Consider the following 20,118-nt stretch of genomic DNA (forward strand, 5'->3'; position numbering starts at 1 on the left):
GGACCGACCTGACATGACGAAACCATCTGCGAGAATCCGCGAAGAAATCGCGCGGCTCCAGGAGCAGTTGAAACGGGCCGAGAGCCGCGAGGCCGAGCGCATCGGCCGCATTGCGCTGAAAGCCGGCATTGGGGATCTGTCGATCGACGAGGGCGATCTGCAAAGGGCGTTCCTGGATCTGGTGAGGCGGTTTCGAAGGGCAAGACTTGCCGTCAACGCCTGGGGGAGGGAAGCCGCAGCCGACGCTCCAGCGGCGTCCTCGTTCTTAACTGGTGCGGCTCAAAGCAACATTGGCGAGGGTTGAACGCATGCGCAAAGTCAAGACGTTCCAGGCGCGCAAGAAGGAAACGCGCGACAAGATCGAACTGGGTGGCCTGGTCGTCAAGGCCGGGCTTCGAACCGAAATGCGATCGCTCCTGCTTGGCGCGCTGATTGATCTTCGAAAGCGTCTGGAGGTTGACGACGGTGAACGGCAACGTCTGACGGCCATCGGCGAGGAAGCCTTCGGCAAGGACGATGCATAAGCTCGCACTTTTCGCGGCACCTTGCCTTGCGATGATCGCCACCACCAAGGGCCTTTCAGAGGGTGAACAATGGCTGGCCTCTTTCGCAACGACAGAGGCCGGGCACCTCGCACTCGCGCGTATCGGTATCGCATTGCCCTACGTCGGTGCGGCACTCGCTGGTGTGACGTTTCTGTTCGCCACCGCAGGCGCGATTGCCATTCGCTTCGCCGGATGGGGTGTTGTGATGGGCGCCACTGTGACAATTGCGATTGCGACGGCGCGGGAATGGATCCGTCTTGCGGGTTTGCCAGAGCACGTGACGAACACTCAGTCCCTCTTGTCTGATCTCGATCCGGCTACCCTATGCGGCGCCGCAGCGGTCATAATCGTGGGGAGTTTCGCTTTGCGCGTCGCATTTGTTGGCAATCCCGCCTTTGCCCGGCCGACACCCAGGCGGATTGTCGGGAGACGGGCGCTTCATGGTCAAGCCGAGTGGATGAAGATGACGGAGGCGGCAAGACTTTTTCCCGCCATTGGTGGCATCGTCGTCGGCGAAGGCTACCGGGTTGACCTCGACAGTGTCGCCGCCCGATCGTTTCGCGCAGACAGCAAAGAGACCTGGGGTGCAGGTGGAAGATCCTCGCTTCTTTGTTTCGATGGCAGCTTCGGTTCTTCGCATGGCATTGTCTTTGCCGGTTCGGGCGGCTTCAAGACGACCTCGGTGACGATCCCGACCGCCCTGAAATGGGGCGGGACGCTGGTCGTGCTCGATCCCTCAAACGAAGTCGCCCCCATGGTGACTGAGCATCGCCGAAACGCCGGTCGCGATGTCTTCGTGCTCGACGCGAAACGCCCGGAGGTCGGCGTCAACGTCCTTGACTGGATCGGTTGTTTCGGGGGCACGAAGGAGGAAGACATCGCAGCCGTCGCCTCCTGGATCATGAGCGAAAGCGGCCGTGCCTCAGGCGTGCGCGACGATTTCTTTCGCGCCTCCGGCCTGCAGTTGCTGACCGCGATCATTGCCGATGTCTGCCTGTCCGGCCATACGGAAAAAGAGCATCAGACACTTCGTCGGGTTCGCGCCAATCTCTCCGAGCCCGAACCGAAGCTCCGCCAGCGGCTCCAGGACATCTATGACGGGTCAACGTCGCAGTTCGTGCGCGAGAACGTTGCCGCCTTCGTCAACATGACGCCCGAGACCTTCAGTGGTGTCTATGCCAACGCCATCAAGGAAACGCATTGGCTTTCCTACCCGAACTACGCGGCGCTGGTTTCGGGCTCAAGCTTCACGACGGACGCCATTGCGAAGGGCAATACCGACGTCTTCATCAATATCGATCTCAAGACCCTTGAGACGCATGCCGGCCTGGCGCGTGTGATCATCGGCTCGTTCTTGAATGCCATCTATAACAGCGATGGCAAGATGGGCGGCCGCGCCTTGTTCCTCCTCGACGAGGTTGCCCGTCTTGGCTACATGCGCATTCTCGAGACCGCGCGCGATGCTGGCCGAAAATATGGGATCACCCTGACGATGATCTACCAGTCGATCGGGCAGATGCGGGAAACCTATGGCGGCCGCGATGCTTCCAGTAAATGGTTCGAGAGTGCCAGCTGGATTTCGTTCTCGGCGATCAACGATCCTGAAACGGCCGACTATATTTCGCACCGGTGCGGCATGACCACGGTCGAGATTGAACAGGTCAGCCGAAGCAGCCAGCCGCGCGGATCCTCGCGCACACGTTCCAGGCAGCTTGCTCCCCGTCCTCTGATCCAGCCGCATGAGGTTTTGCGCATGCGCGCGGATGAGCAGATCGTCTTTACCGCCGGCAATCCCCCGCTGCGTTGTGGCCGCGCGATCTGGTTCAGGCGCTCAGACATGCGTGCATCGGTGACGCCTGGCCGGTTCGCTGAGGATATTGGCAACCGACAAGAAAGCGCCAGGGCCGATGGAACGGCTAGAACGGCTATCAGAAAGGTCACTAGTCATCTCATCGATGCGGCGACTGCAGACTGCGCGCAGGCTGCAAATGCCGAGGCGCCATATCAGAGTGGGCGCGAACACATTTAGATTGGCGGACGCTGGCACGAAGTTGACGCCTACAACTTGCAGATAAACTGACGGTAGATCTGATGTCCGCCCAAACTTTCTCTCTTGGATTTTCATCCGCATTTTTCTTCCGGCGGCTAAAGTCGGGAGCTTGGCCCAGCGCTTGCGGCATCGGCTAGGGCTGATAAGGACTGGATCGAAATAGGGGCGGGAAGGGCCCTGACGGCGGCTGGACAGTTTTTGTGAGGCTTGATGATATCGGAGCGCAATACCACCGGACTGTTTCAGGAGGGCCGATTGACGATGATAAAATCGGTATCTTGAGGCCCTGGCCGCTTTCTTGTCGGCCTGGCATTGGTGCAGGCCTTGCAAGTTTCCTTGAATGGCCGGAATGTTGCCGGAGTTACGTGTCATCTCTGAGCGTGGAGAGAGCATGGCAGCGAAAATATCCATTGTTCTCGCAACATATAATGGAAGCAAATATTTAGCCGAGCAGTTGGAGAGTATCTGTGCGCAAACCCTGTTGCCTGCAGAACTGGTGATCTGCGACGACAACTCTTCCGACGCCACTTCGCAAATTGTTGCGGAGTTCTGCGCGAATGCACCGTTCCCCGTGACTTTCCATCGCAATCCGAAAGCATTGGGTTTTCGCGATAATTTTCTTGGCGCTTACCAACTGGCGACTGGCGATTGGATCGCCTTTTGCGACCAGGACGATGTGTGGCACCCCGAAAAGCTGGAAAAGGTTGCCGCTCACACCGAAGGGTCCCGGGTGACGATGATCGTGCATCAGGCTTCATTGCTCGATGAAACCGGTCGGAATATTGGCTCGTTCAATCAGGGGATCACAACCACGAAACAGCGCGGGACGCTCCAATACAATGCTTGGGGCACGTTTTGGGGGTTTTCCATTGTTGTTAGGCGCGATGTGCTTGATCTTGTCTCGCCAGCTCATCGATTTGTCGACTTCATTGATCCTCGCCATCTTATCGCACATGATCGGTGGGCATGTTTTCTGGCGCAGACACTGGGAGAAACTGTGGAGATTGCTGAACCGCTTGTCGGCTACCGCCAGCATGCCTCGAATGTGTACGGCGTGCCAAGTAAACGCGAGCAGCCTGCTCGAGGCAATTTTCTTGCGGAGCAGCTACCATATATCGCAGCCACAAAGTCGATGCTAAACATCCTAGAGTTGTTTCCGGATGATGTCGAAGAGAGGTTTCCCGCATTCGACCGCATGAAGGCGAATGCGTTCTACAGGGCGGCGCTTCTTCATCAGCAACATCGTGGCTTGGTCTTCTCGAAGTTTAGGATTTCGTCTTTCTTCATCTGCCTGCGTGGCGTAATCACCGGGCGATATAGAGCAGTTCACGATGGCTCAATGCAGTGGCGATCGCTCGCAAAAGATCTGAAATTCATATTCGGTTGAAAGACACCTCGCTCTTACCGGAAGCGATCGGTCTAGAAACTACCCTGGTACTCCAGGATCCAGATAAATGTGGCGAGGCACAAGCCGTCTGCCAAGCCAGTTCTGGGGACCTTGTCCGACCGGTTGCCATTTTCTTTGAACCGCTAGAGCGTGCAAGCGGGGCTGTAGGAGGCCGCGACACTCAGCGCAGCGAGTTAAGCTAGGCCTGACTGCGCCCGCGATCGGTGTCGATCGAATGTTTGCGCTATTCTGGATTGATTTTGGCTGGACGGGTGTCGCTTTTGCTTAATCATGATGTCGCAGACAGGAGCGTTGATGCAACTCAGTGGGGAGTATATAAGTGATGTCTCATACGGCAGCCCCCGCCGCGGAAGAAGTAACGGACGCTTTTGCTCTTGGAGTAGACATGTTCCACGCATGCCAGACAGAATGAATACTTGAAGCCCTCCAGTACGCTGGCGGCTGTTGCATTCAGGCATTTCGAGGCGCGGTGATCATGAACGAGAGCTTGATTATCAACGATATCTACGAGGCTTCGGGCAGCGATAGCGACTGGTTTTCGCTGGGCAAAGAGCTGTTCGAATATCTCGGTGCCGACGCCGGAACACTTCGCTTCAAATCAGCCGATGGTCGATCCGCGAACGTGTTTCAGCCCTGCGATGAAGGCTCGGACCCTTACACGAGATACTATCTTCATATCGATCCGATCCGCTCAGCAATTGCCGACATGCGTTGCGACCCCAAAAGAGGAGAGACGGTCGTATCTGTGGACGAGGTCGTAGACGACGGTCTCTACAGGGGATCGGAATTCTACCAGGATTTTGCCAGGCACAATGGTCGCGAGCATATGATGATCGGGCTTGTCGGGGATCGCGACAACACGATCATAAGCTTCTTCCGCGGAGACAGAGCGTTCGGATCCAGGGAAAGGGCAGCGCTCGGTGACCTCATGCCGCATGTCCGGCGGGGCCTTCGCCTGCGCGAAGCCTCGTTTCGCGAAGAACAGGCCTCGCGCCTTCTCTATGCGGCCTTCGATACCCTTCCCGGCAACATGCTCGTGGTGGATGGCGATTGCAACCTTCTTTTCGCGAATGCCTCCGCCACAACGATGCTCTCTCGCAAGGAAATCCCGATTTCGTTTTCTACACTCGCGGCGGGCGGTCGCACACGCCTCGTACTGGACAGACGCGACGGAGCAAGGCTTCGCCAGCTTGTCCAGGAAGCGTCTCGCGCAGGCGAGGGTGGCGCTATTCGCTTCGAGTATGATGCTCCTCAAAGTGACAGGGCAGGCCAGCTTGCCGTATTCGCTTCGCCACTGCGCGCTGGTGCCGCTGGAGCCGCTGGAGCCGCACCGGTCCTTCTTCTGATGAACGAATTATCACAACCATGCGCAACTCAAGCGTCCATCTTCAGCGAGCTGTTTGGTCTGAGTGCTGCCGAAGGTGCGGTCGCGGCCGCTCTTCTTGGCGGGCAGACGGCCGAAACCGTCGCGAAGGATCGATGTGTGTCGTTGGATACCGTCCGCACGCAAATCCGCACAGTTCTACGCAAAACCGATGCCGCCAACCTTCGTGACTTCGAACGAATGGGTGCGCTACTTGGAGCCTTCTCCCGATAACGTCTCAACCGCTATCGTCAGAGCAGTTTGCCGGACAGTGCCCGCATCGTTGTTACAATCCCAAGTCCAACGATCAAACCAGGCAAGATCAGCCCTGTGTTGAGCCGCAATGCCAGCGATATCCCGATTGTTGCAAAGATCGCTCCGGTGACAAAGCGCGTCGACGCTGCGACACTTCGCCAACCGGCTCCGCCTGCAATGCGCACGCCGTCTGTTATGGCGCTAAAGGCTGGAACGAGAAGGATGAGGGACGCCCATCGATAGGGCAAAACGTATCCTAACTGGTCAGCGCCCAAGACAATCCCAAGTGCGATTAGAAACAAGCCGCCAACTGCCGTTGCGATCCAACGGTTGCCTTGAAGACGGTTAGCGCGCATCAGCGAGGCCTTGCACTCGTTGCTCAGCCGCCACACTCCACGTTATCTTTAAAAGACCAATGAGCGCGACCGCGCGCAAGATTGTCAGCACCAGGAGGGCGCCAAAATTGTCCGACGCGAAGTCGGCGTGCCCGAAGGCCTGAACGAAGTGGCCGATCGTGACGCCAACATAAAATATGATCGCGTAGGTCGCGATCGCGCTTTGAAACGAAAGGCTTCGCCAGAAGGATATTACGGCGACACTGCCGAGTGCGATATCGGCAATCCCGACCTCAAATTCGAAAGGACTTGGCTGCCAACCGATCTGGGCCGAGGCAATCGCTGGGAAAAAGACGTGAAAGATTCCGGCCCAGACGCCATCGACACCAACTGAAAGCAGCAGGATCCACGAGAGATAGCGTCGTGACCAATGCACAGTCGATCTGGAAAGCGCTGCGCAGACCAGGGCGATGATGAAAAGTAGTAGCGGAAGGTTCGTCAAGACGAACCGTATGGCTAGAGCGATCATGGAGGTTTCCTGCGTTCGGTTTGGGTTGGCCCGGCTTGCAGATTGGTACGACTGCGGAAGCGCTGACGCATCGCCAGAACTGTTGATAGACGTTAGACCTCAGCCTTTCGCTGTACATGTCATTACCGCAGGTGCGTTCTCACCGGCGGTAATGTCAAAGAGGCGCGCCGTTGCACCTTTGGTCCACCAGACGAACTTGCCCGATGCATAGCGCGCGCCGGAACCTGACATCACCGATACGAAAACAATTGGCTGCCGCTCACCCGGCAATGGGACGACTGCAAGAAAGTTGGGGTCGGCATTCACGTAGGTGACGCCAAGCTTCCCTCCCTCGGCGCAATCATAGGCGACCTGCTGGCGCTCGATATTGCTCGTGCTCTTCAGCTGGATCGTACCATCGTCCATTGCAAGCGCCGGCGATGTAGCCGCAAGAATGCCAATCGCGACGCTCAAACCCTCAGCAATTTTCATGTGGATACTCCTGTGTGTGCCACGACGTCGACATAGACCGATCGGGTTCGGCTGGCATACCCAGAAGTGGTGATGCGCGGTCGCGGCAGTATCGGATGTCTCGGCGCTGGCGGCCTGCTTCGACCGATACGCAACAGCAAACGGCCATGCTGTTTCCTAAACCCCTGTGCTCGTCTAGAGCAGACCGTGCAGGAAGGCTGATCCATGAGCGCGTTGGCCTTGGCCTGTTGCGTTCTCGCCATCCCCGCTGGGCACAGGCATGAGTGTGCCGCGTCAAAATTGTCGGAAATGGTGTCGCTGCGCGGCGCGCAGACGACAATTGTGCCGACCCGAACTGGCTGATCCTGCAGGGAAGGCCTTCCCATGCGCAGTGCATGGGTGCCAGGATACTTCCCCAAGCCGAATTCCGGAAGGTCTATATCAGACACGCGGCAGAAGCAGGCCGCGGGAAGGCTGGCTTAGTTCATGGCTTTTTTTGCTTAGTCGACTCGACCGCCTTTGCTCCGAGAGTAGCAGGCGCAGCAGCAGGAACAGCCTTGTCTTTCTTGGGCTTGCGGACCTCTTTGTTGCTTCTAGCTTGACCCTTGGCCATCGATTCCTCCTGTTCGACATAATGGTGCATTACCGAGCAGCGCAGGAGAGAATGCAAGCTATATCTCGGCATAATCCAATTCGTGCAGCTCCAGTTTCGGAGGTGTGCATCCACAAGACGAGTTTGCTTACCTCGAAGATCGAGCGCGGAGCCAACTTTACAGGGTGATCCAGTACCGGGGAAGGCCGCAATCTGGACATTCCGGACAATCTGCACTATTTATATTGCTTGTTGAAGGAGTAGGAAACATGGCCACGACCATCAGTAAATCTTCCGCACGCTCCCTTCGCGGGTTGAACTCGGCCGTCGTTGCCGATGTCATCGAAGTCCTTGCCCGCCATAACCCACGTCTTTCCGAGACGGCGCTCGCCGCTACCGGACGCGTCGTCGCCGCGGTCACTGCGGCAACCGCACGGCTAGCCGCCGATCAGCAACGGCAGATCGTTGCAGATGAACATCAACTGGCGCAAGCCGTCGAAGTCGTTGTCGCTGCTCTTGTCGTAGACCCAAGCACCCGCCTTGTGCCGCTTTCGGTGAGCAAATCAGTGGAGGTTAGTCAAGGTGCCGGCCTTCCCGCGCCTATCGACCGTGAGGAAGGAAGGCGCCGCCTTGCAGATTTTGCACACCCCGCTCGTCTCGAAGAATGGGCCGGGCCTGTCGCGGGACCAGCCGAGATCGAAAGGACGATTGGTACGAAGCGATCGACCCTACACGACTGGCAGACACGCGGCGCTGTGATTGGCCTGCTGAAGGGCGAGCGCAAGCATGTGTTTCCATTGGCGCAGTTCGTCGATGGGCGCCCGGTTGAAGGCATGGCTCAGGTGACGAGGATCATCCCCAATCCCCGCGTCGCGTGGCAATGGTTGATCCAATCAAAGCCCGACATCGGCAACACGCCGCTGGAGCTTCTTAAAAGTGGCCGTCTGCAAGAGGTGCTTTCCGCGGCTGCGCGTGATTTTGGTTGAGACTTTGAAGCTCGATCCCGCAACAGCTAACGATCTGGCGGTCGAGTTTCGGCCCAAAGCCTGGTTGCGCGTTTTGCCGCGGGGCCACATGGTGACGCCCCTTGGCATGGGCTTCGGCAATAGCCGCTTTTCGAGCCCTCACAGGAGGTTTCGTCTGGCCTATATCGCACAAGATCTGCCGACGGCGATTGCCGCTTCGAAAGGAGCAGCGACCGGGTGCTTGACGAAACCGAGTTCGACGATTGGGCGGTAGCCGAGGTCTCTGCAACCGACCCGTTGATGGTCCTCGATCTAAGAACTACCGGACTTCTGAGGCTCGGCGTCAGCACCGATGCTGCCCGCGCAAAAGCCCACAACGATGGTCAAGAACTGAGTGAAACCGTCTACGGTACCTTCGATGTCGATGGGTTACTGTACGGCTCGCGGCTGACAGGTGCCCATTGTCTCGCGGTTTACGATCGTGCGGTGACCTGCAAGCTTGACGCAACGCCGGCAATCGAGCTTCTTCGACATCCTGGTCTGGTTCCTGCGCTGCAGGAGATCGGGGTGACAGTCCGGAGTTCCCGCTTCTTGTGACAGGCTTCGTCACGGTCTACCGGTTCTCTGATCTTTCGCTGTTTTCGCTTATCCCCGTTGTAAGGTCCCCCGGTCGACAATACGGGTCGCCGCGGTACTTTCTCCAGAAGATGCTCAGTCATCAACTTGGGATCAACAACCTATGTGCGACCAACCCGTTCCGAATCCTGGAGCGACCATAGCGCAAGCACGCCGGCTACGTTGCACCTGAATTCTTTCGTGGCCAGTGGCGTTCTGGTTTTAAAGCGCGGCGCGACGCGGCAGTCAATTTGAAACGGTTATCGCTTGCTTCAGACGCGATCTGATTTTCCAGTGTTGTGATGGATCCAAACGGAAAGAGGCGAGCCGCCGTCGACCTTCGTCTGGCAGTGCGAACAACCCGACAGCAAACACCAATGACGCATACCGTTTTGAAAGCGTTTCATGTTCTCGATGGATCGCGGATCGGTAGGATGCCAGCAAATGAGCCGTTGGACGCTTTCCAGATGCCACGACGCTCAGCATTTTCATTTCCTGAATATATGCGTAGTCGTGGCGCAGTTGAATTTTATCCTTCAGGCCGCGCGCATCGACCAGCTCTTTAAGGTGTCTCAGTCTTGCAAGAAAGCGTTTCATGTATCCGTCCATTCGGTCGCTGGAAAGCGTCGAAAAGGATGAAAGATTGGCGTTGTGGATCCTATATCTGCCCAAAGGCTGATCGAGCGAGATTACACGTCCGATGAACGGTGCCAAGAGATAGGGAACACCGTCAATCGCGCGCTCATAACTGAGGTCTCCCAAATCGCTATAGACGTCGCGACGGTAAATGTTACCCGACGTTGGGGGGGTATTATAGTAGCCTCTCCGGTTAATTGATTGAATGAGCAACGACGATTCTTCGGAGAACGTCAGGCTTGGAAATGGGTCTCCGATCACGTCCCCATCGCTATTGATCGGGATCAGCATGAACTGAACCTTCGATACCTCTGGCCGCAGGTGGATGGCTATTTCGGCCAGGGCGCGCGGTTCCAACATGTCATCTGCATCGAGAAAGTGAAGGAAATCTCCCGTCGAAAGACTAAGACCAGTTAGCGAGCTGCGCAGTGCGCCACGATTTTGGGTCCGTACCGCAGTGATCTTCTGTCGGTAGTCTTGGATAATGTGCCACGACTGATCTGTTGACCCGTCATCGACAACGATGATTTCGACATTGGGGTAGGTCTGCCGAAGTGCACTTTCGATACACTGCCTGATAAATGCCTCGTAGTTGTAGCAAGTAATAATAATGCTTATCAGTGGAGGGTGTGCATTCATCAGATAGCTCCAGATCGAATAAGCTTCGGCATTGCTGGATGCAAACGGTTAAGAAATCACGGATTCGTGAAGAAGATCGGCATATCATCGCCTCGATCCTCAGATACTTCTATACATCTAAATTAGGAAATACTGTTACTCGGATGTCGGGTGCACAATGTCTATGTTCTACCAAAGCGAATTATTGGATTGTGCGGCCTGATAAACTTGTAGCGTTTCGTTAGCGACGCGTTCGATCGTCAGGTACTCGATCTTGGACTGGCTTTTCGTTTTCCATTCCTCAATTTGACCAGGCGTGTCAATTAAGTGCTGGATGACAGCGGCCAATGCGGAAGGGTCGCTGGGCGGGACAAGAATTCCGGCTTCTCCATGTTCAAGCAATTGAGGGATGCCATCGACCTCAGTTCCTATGACCGCGCATCGAGCCTCTCGCGCTTCCGATAGTACCAGGGGTGCCGGATCTGCGTGAGACGGTAGGACGAAGATATCTGCACCCGCCATGTAAGGGTACGGATCGTTCGTGGCTCCAACAAATGTTATGGCCGGCGCGCTTGAGAGGGCCGCGGCCTTGTTCTCATACTCTTGCCTGTGTGGTCCGTTCCCGACAACATAAAGATGGGCGTTGGGCGCGGTGCGATGAATGATCTCAAACGCGTCGAGCAGATCCGGCAGTCCTTTGCGAGGATGAAGGCCACCAACGAAGAGTATACTGGGCGAATGAAGGGACGCCGGTTTGAAGTCGCGGTCTCGCATGCGCGCAGAACCGATCGTCCCGTTCAATACCACACTCAGTCGCGCGGCCGGGACGCCGCGCTTTCGCATTGATGCCCCCACTACGTCACTCACAGCAATAACGCGTGTTCCAATTCCCATCAAAATCGCACTGCGCTCAAATTCATTGTGAACGGTGGTGACCAGAGGGATGCCGCTGAGCCGGCAGACTGGAAATGCCAGAACTGCACTTGTCATCATGTGGGCATGCACGATCTCTGCTCCGAAACTGCGGACGTGACCGCGGAGATAAACGAGGGATTTTGCGAGATTGGCAAAGCTGCGCTTGTGATCAACATGAAATGTTTGAACGCCATTGCGCTGAAGCAAGGCTTCGAAATCGCCCCCGCCACTGGCAATAGAGACAACGTGACCCTGCGCCGCCTGAGCGCATGCGAGGTCAACCGCAGCATGAACGTGCCCGTTCAACCGTCGAAGGTGATTGAGTACATGCATAATACGCATCGCTGACCTTTGACTTAAACGTGGCCACCGGTAGATCGGTTGACCATTTGGAGGCTGCTTCACGTTTGAAACCGATTAGCCCCCCAGAGCTGCTTCAACCTCCACTGTAGAAACACGTGCTGTGGGCTGATAGTTGAACCCACCTTGGCGACCTATTGATTCAATGCCGAAAGTTCGCAAGCTTTTGACTGCCTCAGCGGCACGCTGCGCCGCGCCTTGGCGGTAGATCGGATAAGCACTTTCGAGTATCTGGCTTCCCGCCAGCGTGAGCTCGCCAGTAAACAGGGCGTTGGAAGAAGCATGATTGCGAAAATCGCTCTCAGCCTGGGCAACAGTACCGACTTGCCCGGCCACAACTTCAACCGCAAAGTATTCACGATCGTTTACGCGGCCGTAGAAATCCGAATAAACGGTCAATCTTTTCCAGGCGCCGCCATGAGAAAAATTGTAGATGATCGACTGTGCAAATCCGCGTTGTCCAGCGAAGCTGAAATAAAGAGTTATTAGCGTAATCGTATCGAGTGCTGACTTGGATGGAAAACCACAAAGACGCTCGAGGTGGGGAATGGGTATCGTGGAGATGATGCGACCGGTTGATACGACACCCTTCTCCAGTCGAAGTTCGAAGCCATCATCTGTCTTGACGATGCTGCGAGCCGCCGCTGACAGCCAAAAAGACACACCCGCACTCTTCAATCGCTGGATGGCCATGTCGTAGAGGCTGGAAAATCCTTCTTTTGGTCGGGCCAGTTGGCGGTTTGTAGGTGTAGACGCTACCTTCGAACGCATCAGTTTCTTCGCTATGTTGCCGATTGAAGCGTGCTCGCTAATCCAGCCCATTCGCTTGCGTGCGAGATCAAGATCGATCTTTTCAGGCGCTATCCCATAAAAGCGAGACATATAGGTCTCCAGGCCGGATCGGCGTAGAAAATACGCCCCAACCCAGTACCGGGCAAAGTCTCGGGCGTTGTTCATCTTCCTGCCAAATACTCTTGCGTAGAGAACAGATATGCCCATCGACGCCATCGCAACCGGACCGGCCGCAATTATGTCGTCACGCACAGAGATCGGATAAGCTGTGATTTTTCCCTGCGGATTGAGACGACCCCATGTGGGTGCGATAGGCACATAAAGCGGGAGGAGTTCCGGGAAGTGACGCAGGAGCGGTGAATCATCCTGAAATATCAAGCTGCCGACGTCGAATGTGTAACCCTCCTTCGACATCCAATCCATATGATTGCCGCCGACGTGATCATAGTCATCGACAATCAGCGTCCGTTCACCCTTCCCGGACAAGATGGAGGCTGCAACAAGCCCCGATATGCCTGCGCCGAGAACGACAGCATCAAACCTTTCAGTAGAGACTAAAGGCATATGCGGGCTTGTGTCATCCATGCCACGCTCCATAGTAGCTTACAGCGCCACGAATAATGTTATTATAGGATATTTTAAGAGTCGATCGATCTGCAATCATGACGGAAAGAAAACTATAGATCGTGCCACAAGATAAGCAATACTATATTGCCGCGCAGTTTCGTTGAGATATCGACTTATTGTTTCGAATTTAATCTTACTACATGGGTTGCGGCATATTTTGGTGCTGTTAGTATATTCTCTGTGAGCGCCTAGGGGTGGCGGATCTGAACCCTGGACGACCAGCGGCAAAAGGGGGCCAAGTGTCGCGGCAAAACCTCGATATTCTCTGTGGTCCACTTGCCGGCGTTGAGCTGATCTCGAGCGACGTATTTGATACGCTCTTAATCAGGCATCCGCGTGCGCTGCGATCCCGCGTGATACTGGGCGAGCAACGCTTTGCTCGGTTGCTCGGGCAACGAGGCTTGTCCGTAGGCGTTGAAGAGTTGTTGCAGGCCCGTCTTTCGGCAGAACGATGCGCTTATCGCGCACTCAATGTCGGCGGCGGCATTGGGGAAGTCAGGCTAACCGAAATTATCGGGCGTCAGCTTGACATGCTTGGTCTGCCGAAAAAGCTTGCTGAAACGCGTATCGACATCGAACTCGCGATCGAAAAGATGTCGCTCTTTGCCAACGGCGCGCTAGCGATGGCACTTCGCCAGCAACGTCAGGCTGGTGTGCGCGTTATTGCTCTGTCTGACACAGCGCTCTCAGTTGACCGCCTGACGGAACTTATAGAGCACTTTCACGGTCCGGGCCTGATCGACAAAGTCTACTCCAGCGCCGAATGTGGCGAAAGCAAGCGATCAGGACGCTTGTTCTCTCATGTGCTGTCGCAAGAGAAGCTTTGCGTATCGCGTATGCTGCATATTGGCGACGACGAATTAGCTGATCACGACGTCCCACATAGTATGGGTATCAAGACAATCCATATCCCGAAGGGTCGCCTTCGGCTTTACGTATCGAAGGCGGACGGGGCCAGAGCTGAGGCATTGAGACGGTTGAAACGTCAACTGCGTACGCCGAACTATCAAATGCCGGACCTGAGCGACAAGACGTCGTTCGGGCGCAACGTGTTCGGGCCGATTGTCGCTCACTTTTGTCTTATGATCTGGCTTTACGCGAGACAGGCGGAAAGCCAAAGCACAGCGTTGGCATTTTGCGCGCGCGGCGGGATCGGGATACGTGAGGCTTTTGAGCGACTGATTAGCCGCCTCTCGCTGCCGCTGTCGATCCGTCGCGAAAATCTGCTGGTTTCACGACTTATTGCCGCTCGTGTCGCCTTGGAAGCTCGCAGTCCAGCCGTGCTTGACGAGCTTGGGCGAGAATTTGCGAATAACACGTTCGCTGAAGTGGCGGCGTTTGTAGGCGGCCGGACTTATGACCTGCCTCCAGCGTGGAACCAGCGTTTCAACGCGGCCAGTTTCTTTGGTATTTTGGGCACCGATGTCGGGCAAGATCTCCTTGCCGATGTCACGCTGCAGAATTCACTCTTCACACGGCATCTAGACACAATGTTCGAGACCTGCGAGCGCATCATCCTATGCGATACCGGGCTTTACGGGAGTACTCAAAGGCTCTTGGCCGCAGGGCTTCCAAACCGGAACTTCGAAACGATACAGTTTGCCAGGTGCAACTACAAAGGGCTGACCGAAGAGCATTTCCCTTCTGTATCTGGGCTTGTTGTCGAGGACAATTTTTACAACCCGTTCAAAGTTGAGACTGTGGTCCTGAGATACTGGCACATCATCGAGAGCCTGTTTGAACCTTCAGTCCCATCGGCCCGGCAGCTCTGGGCTTCCGGTAACGGCAAGATCGAGGCGAACTGTGGTGACATTGCGTATGGAAAAATTGACCCTGCAGCCGGCAATCTACTTCTGTCGGGCGTTCTCGACTATATCGACGGCGTTGACAATGGAACGGAAATTCTGCGCGATGCCCCTGTTGCATGGACACGCTTGAAGCAAGCAATCATCAATCCCACTCCGCGCGACGTGAACATTCTCGGCGCAGGATATAGATCCATTGATTTCGGGCGCCCCGAGAGCAAAAACATCCTGAATGCCGCCGAGAACAACAGCATCGCTCGACAATTGCAGTCGGTGAGATCTCATCTCTGGCGGGAAGCAGCCATTGCGCGGGACTTCCCTCGGCTCAAGTCTGCACTTTTACCGGCGCTTGAGTTAGCCCATATAATGCGCGGGCTATCGACCCGAAGGCAACGGTGAACAACAGACGACATTTGGATCTGCTATCCATTTCGGTTAGATTTTTCTGGAAGACTGCATCGGCCGTTCCGCCGATGAGGGAGTATCGCCCAACAGCGCACGTAATAACCCTCCCAGGGATCGTTTCCCCGCTGTAAGCCTGTAAGACAGCCCACGGCGCGCCGCACGGTTTGGAAGAATGGTCATCAAAAGCAGGAAAATTGTTATCGCACACTTGGTGCCGAGGGAGTTGTCGGTCGTATAGATTTTCCGGAGTAAGCGACCGACGATGGTGGGCCGGACACGCTGGCCGCTCAAAATTGCGAGGTAGATTGTGCGTTCCAGAAAAAACGGCGTATTTTGAGGATCTACGAGTTTGCCGGCCCGTCCTTGCGGCGCCAAAACTCGGCGCAGATGGGCCATTCTTTCGACATGACGCGTCAGTTCGCGTCTTAGAACCTGTGCGTCCAGCGCTCGGCCAAGACCTGACTCGTTGCGGTCATGCACCCTGTATCGGCCAAGCGGATCCGCCAGACTGACGATATCGCCAAAAAAGGGGGCTGCAAAGATCAGGATGCCATCGACTGCGCGTTCGTAATCTGCGTCATCAAGCATTGCGCAAAGGTCCCGCCGGAAAACGTTACCAGAGGTCGGAGGACTTTTGTAGGTCCCGTGCCTTAGTACATCTCGCGCGATCGAGCCGGTGTCGCGGAATGCATTCAAGCGTGGAACAGGATCCCCTATGATCACGCCGTCACGATCGGTACGAGACAAAGGAAACTGGAGCTTTGCGACGCTATCGTCGAGTTTTGAGATGATTGTCGCTAGCGAGCCTGGCACCAGCACGTCGTCAGCGTCGAGGAATAGCACGAACGGAGCTCGTGTCTTTGTGACAGCAAATGCGCAGGCCGCACGCTGTCCGCAATTTTCGATACGGTAGGCCGACACTGGGTGATGCCTGATCCGGTCCCAGGATGCATCGGTCGATCCGTCATCGACAACGATCAGCTCGCAGTCTTCGCGGTTCTGGTCGAGAACACTTCTTATCGCCTCGTCGACATAGTCTGCGTAGTTCCAGCAGGTGATGATGACGGCAAGGCGGGGGCGGGGTACGTTCTGGGTCGAACCGTACTCGCCCTCAGTTCCGGTCATTGCAGTGCCTTGTTTAAAACGGTGCCAATCACATTTGCGCCCCTTCGGCGCAATAACTGGACGGCTTCCGTCACCTCCTCGATGGTTGTCTCTTCGGCCGCTACAACGACAACGACCGCGTCGGCATAGGCGCAAAGCGCCATCGCATCCATGGTTTCGTGCAATGCCGGTAGGTCAAAGATTACATCGCCTTGCAGACGCGCTGCGTCTAAAATCATCTGAATACGAGAGTTCCTAAAATCGGTGAACAGGTTCGCACTCGTGTCACGCGAGTGAATGGGGACAACCACAAGACCGTCGGCTTCTTGAATCGTGAAGTTCTCGAACTGAAAGTTTGCGAGTGCGATATCAACCAGAGATGCAGGGCAGGCGAGGTCAGATTCGGTCGACTTCGTGCGTAAATCTAATGAGTTCTTGAAGAGCGTCGTGCGTCGCCCACTGCGACTGATGAGCTGGGCCAGGCTCGTGCATACAGAACTCACTCCCGCTCCCGACGACCAGGACACGAAAGCGATCGCCATGTTCTGGTCGCTACGACGACCTGTGGAGGCGATCTCGAGCGATGTGCGAAGATTGTGGATTGCGCTTACATATCCAAGATGCCGTGGTTCGACCTTCAATGGGATTTCAGGTGAGGGCGCCATCGGGATGGATCCAAGGCAGGCAATTCTACTATCGCGCGAAAGATCGGGAGCGTTATGGGCCTTTCTATCAAAGGCCATTCGGGCTGCAATAAAGCCAATGCCGCCCAGTAAGCCGAGAATTCCGCCCAGCGCTGCAATCAGCGTTTTGCGCGGTGCAGAAGGGCCAAGCGGGCGCAAGGCAGCGCCGATGACGCGCGCGTCAGCATCCGGTGTGGGAATGGAGGGTAGCGCTCCTTCACGCATGGCAATGCGCGCTGCCTCCATCTGGCTCGAGAGACTATCCAGGCGACCTTGTAGTGCCTCGGTTCCTGCCCGCGCAATCTGTTCTTTGAAGGCGATTGCCTGGTAAATGTAACCCGACACGACCGCATTCGCGACCCGAGCCGGTACTGCCGGGTCAGCGGATGAATACTCGACCTCAATGACAAATGACTGTCCCACACGGCGTGCGACAAGACGCCTAGAAAAATTGACAAATGCCGCTCGCTGCGCATCGGTGACGAGATTGACGTCCCCATTCGCCAGCTGGCGCGACCCCTTTTCTGCTCCAAGCTGAGACGGCGTGACAGACAAGCGCAATGTTGAAGGGGTGAGTTCGGTCGGAGGAGAGGAATGTTTACCCAGTTCCGGACTGTTCTCAAGGCTCAGACTTTCGAACACAGAGGAAAGCAAGCGCTCGGAGCGGATTGTCTGCAACTCGCTATCTGCCCGATTAAGGTCGAGACCCTGTTGGCTGTTGAAATCCTGGCCCAAGGCGACCGATTGCCGTGGCTCAAGAAGCAATGTGGCGACCGATGTGTATGTCGACGGTAGTGCAAGACCGTAAATCCCCGCCAGCAGGAACCCGGCGACCGAAGAGGCCGCAAGAACGAGCCGATGACGCAGGCAAAGGGCTACAACTAACCTCAGAAGAGAAAGCGGACCATCAGTGTCGGTGTCGGGATTGAGGCCCTCCAGGCGCCATAAAGGGGAGGTGACATCGATCGGCTTTGGTCTGTTGAACATCTATCGCGTCTCCTGCCAATGGCCGGTTTTTCGGCTCGGTGTCTGCGTGCAGATATTGGCTGCCCTCTCTGGCTCCAGGCGACCTCGCGCGATATCTGCAAACGCCAGAAGATTGCCTTTGACCCTGCCGCGCCTGTCGATGAAAGGCTCTGGCCAAAATAGGCGGCCAATATTGCTCGCTAAATTCTTCGATATTTGCTTTGTGCCGCCGGTCAGGCTCATCGTTCCTTTTCCCATCATGTAAATGGGATTGACGACCTGCGAGTAACCCAAGCGTTGCCCGCTCATCCGGCCGCTTTTGACACCCATATGGACGCCGAATGCCTGTGAACACTTGATCAAACGTCCGCCTTTGCGAGCAAGTGCGGCTGCGAAGTCCCGATCCTCTAACCAGCCATAGAGAACAAGCCGCTCGTCGAAGCGAACATCACCGATCGCGGCTACTCGAAACGCCATGTTGCAGCCGTATGGACTGTAGGGCTCAGACCATAAGTTTTGCGGCGCGTCGGCCGAAGACACGATGTCGATAGCCTCTTCAAGGGAAATACCGGGACCTTTAATGCCATCCTTGACGACATGGCCAGTGAAACCAACCACGTGGCTCTCGTCACGAAACACAGTCGCGGCGGCCGAAAGCCACTTGTGATCTGCCACAAAATCATCGTCGAAGAACGCGACAATTTCGGTTGCCGGCGGGAGGCTCGTGAGTGCAGTGTTCCGCTGGGCGGCAAGTCCAGATGGTCCTGTAATTACTCTTATCGAAGGCATGGAAGCGAGCTGCCCGGCGTCAGAAGCATCGACACATGAGACGATGACACAGTCGGGAGGTTGTGTTTGTGTTCGAAGGAAATGTCGCACAGTGGCTTCGGCAATCTCAGGCCTGCCTCGTGTGGCAAAAACGGCAGCAATACGGGCCGAGGGGCGCTTCGTTGATGTATGCGTAGACAATGCATGAGACGGGCTTGCAAGCAGATCCATGTATCCCTCGGCCGTCTGCTTCCAGGAAAACCGCCTGGCATTTTCAAAGCCACGACCGATGAGGTCGTCACGAAGATTTGCTGACTGTAGCACAGAGCGGATGTGCGTAATCCATCGGGCAGGGTCGAACGGCGATGCCAGCAAAGCTGCGTCGCCACAGACCTCCGGCATGCTTGCAGAATCTGAGGAAATAACGGGGCAACCCCGCGCCATCGCCTCGAGAATTGGCAAGCCAAACCCTTCCGTTATGGAGGGGAAGACCAGGCACAGCGCATGGTCGAGAAGATAGGCCAGGTCATCGTCCGACACGCGGCCACACAACTCTACATTTGAGCCGCTGGTGAGCGACTGCTGCGTGAAGATTCCCTCGCCACCGCCCGCCACGATGATGTCGACCCCGAGCCTGTCAAGTTCCGGCGCAATATCCATGACGAGCGCGATATTCTTGTGGAGTGCTTTGGATCCGAGAGCCAGAACATAAGGGCGTCCCGCCATAGGCGATCGCAATGCCGGTGCTGCGATGGCGCGGCTGGGGTCCCATGACAGAGCGTGCTCATGACCATTCGGCAATATGGCTATGTCCGAAAGCTTGACCGGCAGATATCTGGAAAGCTGGCGCGCGGCGGCATGTGACACTGTCGCGATGCGCGCCGACCGGCGCGCAAGAACCGGCAGAAGGTTGCGGTAGAGCGTCCTGAACGCGACGCTATAACTTCCAGGCGCCGAAAAGACATTGGCGTCATGGATACAAACAATTTGATCGCTCTTGCTGGCAGGGGCCGTATTGCAAAGATTTAGGAGCCTGCGAGCGCCGGCAATCATTGGCAATTCTATCTGCTCCCACACATGCCCCTTGAGGTGGCCGCGCGCAACAACACGCAGCCGTAAATATTCGCATTCTTCGCTCGTCTTGGGTGCAATGATCTCGCAAAGGCCGCCACGATCAGAGGCATCGATGGCGGCTATGACGTTGCGGGCGTAGCGCTGCACACCAGTGATACTATGGGTCAAGAATCGGCCGTTGATCGCGTAGGGAGCGCTCATATCCGGGCTCTGCCTAGCCTTAGCCAAGAACCCGAAGTGGCGACCGGATCCGCCAGA

At 56.1% G+C, this 20,118-nt stretch carries 18 protein-coding genes; 8 read left to right on the plus strand and 10 right to left on the minus strand.

All coding sequences use genetic code 11. The features are described 5' to 3' along the window. Positions 1 to 13: 13 nt before the first annotated feature. The 5 genes from QTL96_RS12910 (at position 14) to QTL96_RS12930 (ending at position 5,600) form a co-directional block, all read left to right on the plus strand. Complete coding sequence (locus QTL96_RS12910) at positions 14 to 304, plus strand: TraC family protein (protein WP_289727924.1); 291 nt, start codon at positions 14 to 16, stop codon at positions 302 to 304. Between the two features lie 4 nt (positions 305 to 308). Further along, the gene (traD, locus tag QTL96_RS12915; protein WP_112973108.1) at positions 309 to 524 is read left to right on the plus strand and encodes a conjugal transfer protein TraD; all 216 of its coding nucleotides are present in this window, start codon (positions 309 to 311) and stop codon (positions 522 to 524) included. Beyond that, complete coding sequence (gene traG, locus QTL96_RS12920; protein ID WP_289727925.1) at positions 517 to 2,574, plus strand: Ti-type conjugative transfer system protein TraG; 2,058 nt, start codon at positions 517 to 519, stop codon at positions 2,572 to 2,574. Before traD ends, traG begins: the two co-directional genes overlap by 8 nt. Positions 2,575 to 2,986: 412 nt before the next feature. Continuing rightward, positions 2,987 to 3,982, plus strand: coding sequence for a glycosyltransferase family 2 protein (locus QTL96_RS12925; protein WP_289727926.1), 996 nt, complete (start codon positions 2,987 to 2,989; stop codon positions 3,980 to 3,982). A 490-nt stretch (positions 3,983 to 4,472) separates the two neighbouring features. Then, positions 4,473 to 5,600, plus strand: a complete 1,128-nt coding sequence (locus QTL96_RS12930) for a hypothetical protein (protein ID WP_289727927.1) — start codon at positions 4,473 to 4,475, stop codon at positions 5,598 to 5,600. A gap of 17 nt (positions 5,601 to 5,617) precedes the next feature. Here the strand turns inward: QTL96_RS12930 and QTL96_RS12935 are convergent, their stop codons facing one another. From QTL96_RS12935 to QTL96_RS12950, 4 genes are all read right to left on the minus strand, one after another. Next, the gene (locus QTL96_RS12935) at positions 5,618 to 5,977 is read right to left on the minus strand and encodes a hypothetical protein (RefSeq protein WP_289727928.1); all 360 of its coding nucleotides are present in this window, start codon (positions 5,975 to 5,977) and stop codon (positions 5,618 to 5,620) included. Beyond that, positions 5,967 to 6,485 carry a DUF6790 family protein gene (locus QTL96_RS12940; protein ID WP_289727929.1) on the minus strand — a complete coding sequence of 173 codons (519 nt, stop codon included), beginning with the start codon at positions 6,483 to 6,485 and terminating at the stop codon, positions 5,967 to 5,969. The genes QTL96_RS12935 and QTL96_RS12940 overlap by 11 nt, the downstream gene beginning before the upstream one ends. Positions 6,486 to 6,584: 99 nt before the next feature. Beyond that, positions 6,585 to 6,956 carry an MliC family protein gene (locus tag QTL96_RS12945; RefSeq protein ID WP_289727930.1) on the minus strand — a complete coding sequence of 124 codons (372 nt, stop codon included), beginning with the start codon at positions 6,954 to 6,956 and terminating at the stop codon, positions 6,585 to 6,587. Between the two features lie 463 nt (positions 6,957 to 7,419). Beyond that, positions 7,420 to 7,548, minus strand: a complete 129-nt coding sequence (locus QTL96_RS12950) for a hypothetical protein (protein ID WP_289727931.1) — start codon at positions 7,546 to 7,548, stop codon at positions 7,420 to 7,422. A gap of 248 nt (positions 7,549 to 7,796) precedes the next feature. Between QTL96_RS12950 and QTL96_RS12955 the strand changes: the two genes are divergently transcribed. Both QTL96_RS12955 and QTL96_RS12960 read left to right on the plus strand, forming a co-directional pair. Further along, complete coding sequence (locus QTL96_RS12955; RefSeq protein WP_289727932.1) at positions 7,797 to 8,513, plus strand: hypothetical protein; 717 nt, start codon at positions 7,797 to 7,799, stop codon at positions 8,511 to 8,513. Positions 8,514 to 8,729: 216 nt separating this feature from the next. After that, complete coding sequence (locus tag QTL96_RS12960) at positions 8,730 to 9,089, plus strand: hypothetical protein (protein ID WP_289727933.1); 360 nt, start codon at positions 8,730 to 8,732, stop codon at positions 9,087 to 9,089. Positions 9,090 to 9,353: 264 nt separating this feature from the next. Here QTL96_RS12960 and QTL96_RS12965 read toward each other — a convergent pair whose 3' ends face one another. The 3 genes from QTL96_RS12965 to QTL96_RS12975 all read right to left on the minus strand — a co-directional run bounded on the left by QTL96_RS12965 (position 9,354) and on the right by QTL96_RS12975 (position 13,013). Next, positions 9,354 to 10,382 (minus strand): glycosyltransferase family 2 protein, encoded by a 1,029-nt coding sequence (locus QTL96_RS12965; RefSeq protein WP_289727934.1) that lies wholly within the window; start codon positions 10,380 to 10,382, stop codon positions 9,354 to 9,356. A gap of 168 nt (positions 10,383 to 10,550) precedes the next feature. After that, complete coding sequence (locus QTL96_RS12970; RefSeq protein ID WP_289727935.1) at positions 10,551 to 11,618, minus strand: glycosyltransferase family 4 protein; 1,068 nt, start codon at positions 11,616 to 11,618, stop codon at positions 10,551 to 10,553. A 75-nt stretch (positions 11,619 to 11,693) separates the two neighbouring features. Continuing rightward, a complete protein-coding gene (locus QTL96_RS12975) occupies positions 11,694 to 13,013 on the minus strand; it encodes an FAD-dependent oxidoreductase (protein ID WP_289727936.1) in 1,320 nt (439 codons plus the stop codon). 281 nt (positions 13,014 to 13,294) lie between these two features. Between QTL96_RS12975 and QTL96_RS12980 the strand changes: the two genes are divergently transcribed. Further along, positions 13,295 to 15,259 (plus strand): hydrolase, encoded by a 1,965-nt coding sequence (locus QTL96_RS12980; RefSeq protein WP_289727937.1) that lies wholly within the window; start codon positions 13,295 to 13,297, stop codon positions 15,257 to 15,259. Between the two features lie 36 nt (positions 15,260 to 15,295). On the opposite strand, the gene QTL96_RS12985 is transcribed toward QTL96_RS12980, so the two are convergent. Genes QTL96_RS12985 through QTL96_RS12995 form a run of 3 tightly spaced genes read right to left on the minus strand, consistent with a single transcriptional unit; the run spans position 15,296 to position 20,061 of the window. Continuing rightward, positions 15,296 to 16,390: a glycosyltransferase family 2 protein gene (locus tag QTL96_RS12985; protein WP_289727938.1), complete on the minus strand. Its 1,095-nt coding sequence runs from the start codon at positions 16,388 to 16,390 to the stop codon at positions 15,296 to 15,298. Continuing rightward, on the minus strand, positions 16,387 to 18,039 hold the full coding sequence (locus QTL96_RS12990) for a Wzz/FepE/Etk N-terminal domain-containing protein (RefSeq protein ID WP_289727939.1): 1,653 nt from the start codon (positions 18,037 to 18,039) through the stop codon (positions 16,387 to 16,389). The genes QTL96_RS12985 and QTL96_RS12990 overlap by 4 nt, the downstream gene beginning before the upstream one ends. Further along, a complete protein-coding gene (locus tag QTL96_RS12995) occupies positions 18,040 to 20,061 on the minus strand; it encodes a glycosyltransferase (protein WP_289727940.1) in 2,022 nt (673 codons plus the stop codon). Positions 20,062 to 20,118: the final 57 nt, after the last annotated feature.

The sequence above is a fragment of the Rhizobium sp. S163 genome (assembly GCF_030380805.1).
In the GTDB taxonomy this organism is placed as follows: Bacteria; Pseudomonadota; Alphaproteobacteria; order Rhizobiales; family Rhizobiaceae; genus Rhizobium.

Excerpts from the sequence above, each read along its gene's own strand:
- QTL96_RS12910 (WP_289727924.1), top strand. The coding sequence starts at position 14 with ATGACGAAACCATCTGCGAGAATCCGCGAAGAAATCGCGCGGCTCCAG.
- traD (WP_112973108.1), top strand. The coding sequence starts at position 309 with ATGCGCAAAGTCAAGACGTTCCAGGCGCGCAAGAAGGAAACGCGCGAC.
- traG (WP_289727925.1), top strand. The coding sequence starts at position 517 with ATGCATAAGCTCGCACTTTTCGCGGCACCTTGCCTTGCGATGATCGCC.
- QTL96_RS12925 (WP_289727926.1), top strand. The coding sequence starts at position 2,987 with ATGGCAGCGAAAATATCCATTGTTCTCGCAACATATAATGGAAGCAAA.
- QTL96_RS12935 (WP_289727928.1), bottom strand. The coding sequence starts at position 5,977 with ATGCGCGCTAACCGTCTTCAAGGCAACCGTTGGATCGCAACGGCAGTT.
- QTL96_RS12940 (WP_289727929.1), bottom strand. The coding sequence starts at position 6,485 with ATGATCGCTCTAGCCATACGGTTCGTCTTGACGAACCTTCCGCTACTA.
- QTL96_RS12945 (WP_289727930.1), bottom strand. The coding sequence starts at position 6,956 with ATGAAAATTGCTGAGGGTTTGAGCGTCGCGATTGGCATTCTTGCGGCT.
- QTL96_RS12950 (WP_289727931.1), bottom strand. The coding sequence starts at position 7,548 with ATGGCCAAGGGTCAAGCTAGAAGCAACAAAGAGGTCCGCAAGCCCAAG.
- QTL96_RS12955 (WP_289727932.1), top strand. The coding sequence starts at position 7,797 with ATGGCCACGACCATCAGTAAATCTTCCGCACGCTCCCTTCGCGGGTTG.
- QTL96_RS12965 (WP_289727934.1), bottom strand. The coding sequence starts at position 10,382 with ATGAATGCACACCCTCCACTGATAAGCATTATTATTACTTGCTACAAC.
- QTL96_RS12970 (WP_289727935.1), bottom strand. The coding sequence starts at position 11,618 with ATGCGTATTATGCATGTACTCAATCACCTTCGACGGTTGAACGGGCAC.
- QTL96_RS12975 (WP_289727936.1), bottom strand. The coding sequence starts at position 13,013 with ATGGATGACACAAGCCCGCATATGCCTTTAGTCTCTACTGAAAGGTTT.
- QTL96_RS12985 (WP_289727938.1), bottom strand. The coding sequence starts at position 16,390 with ATGACCGGAACTGAGGGCGAGTACGGTTCGACCCAGAACGTACCCCGC.
- QTL96_RS12990 (WP_289727939.1), bottom strand. The coding sequence starts at position 18,039 with ATGTTCAACAGACCAAAGCCGATCGATGTCACCTCCCCTTTATGGCGC.
- QTL96_RS12995 (WP_289727940.1), bottom strand. The coding sequence starts at position 20,061 with ATGAGCGCTCCCTACGCGATCAACGGCCGATTCTTGACCCATAGTATC.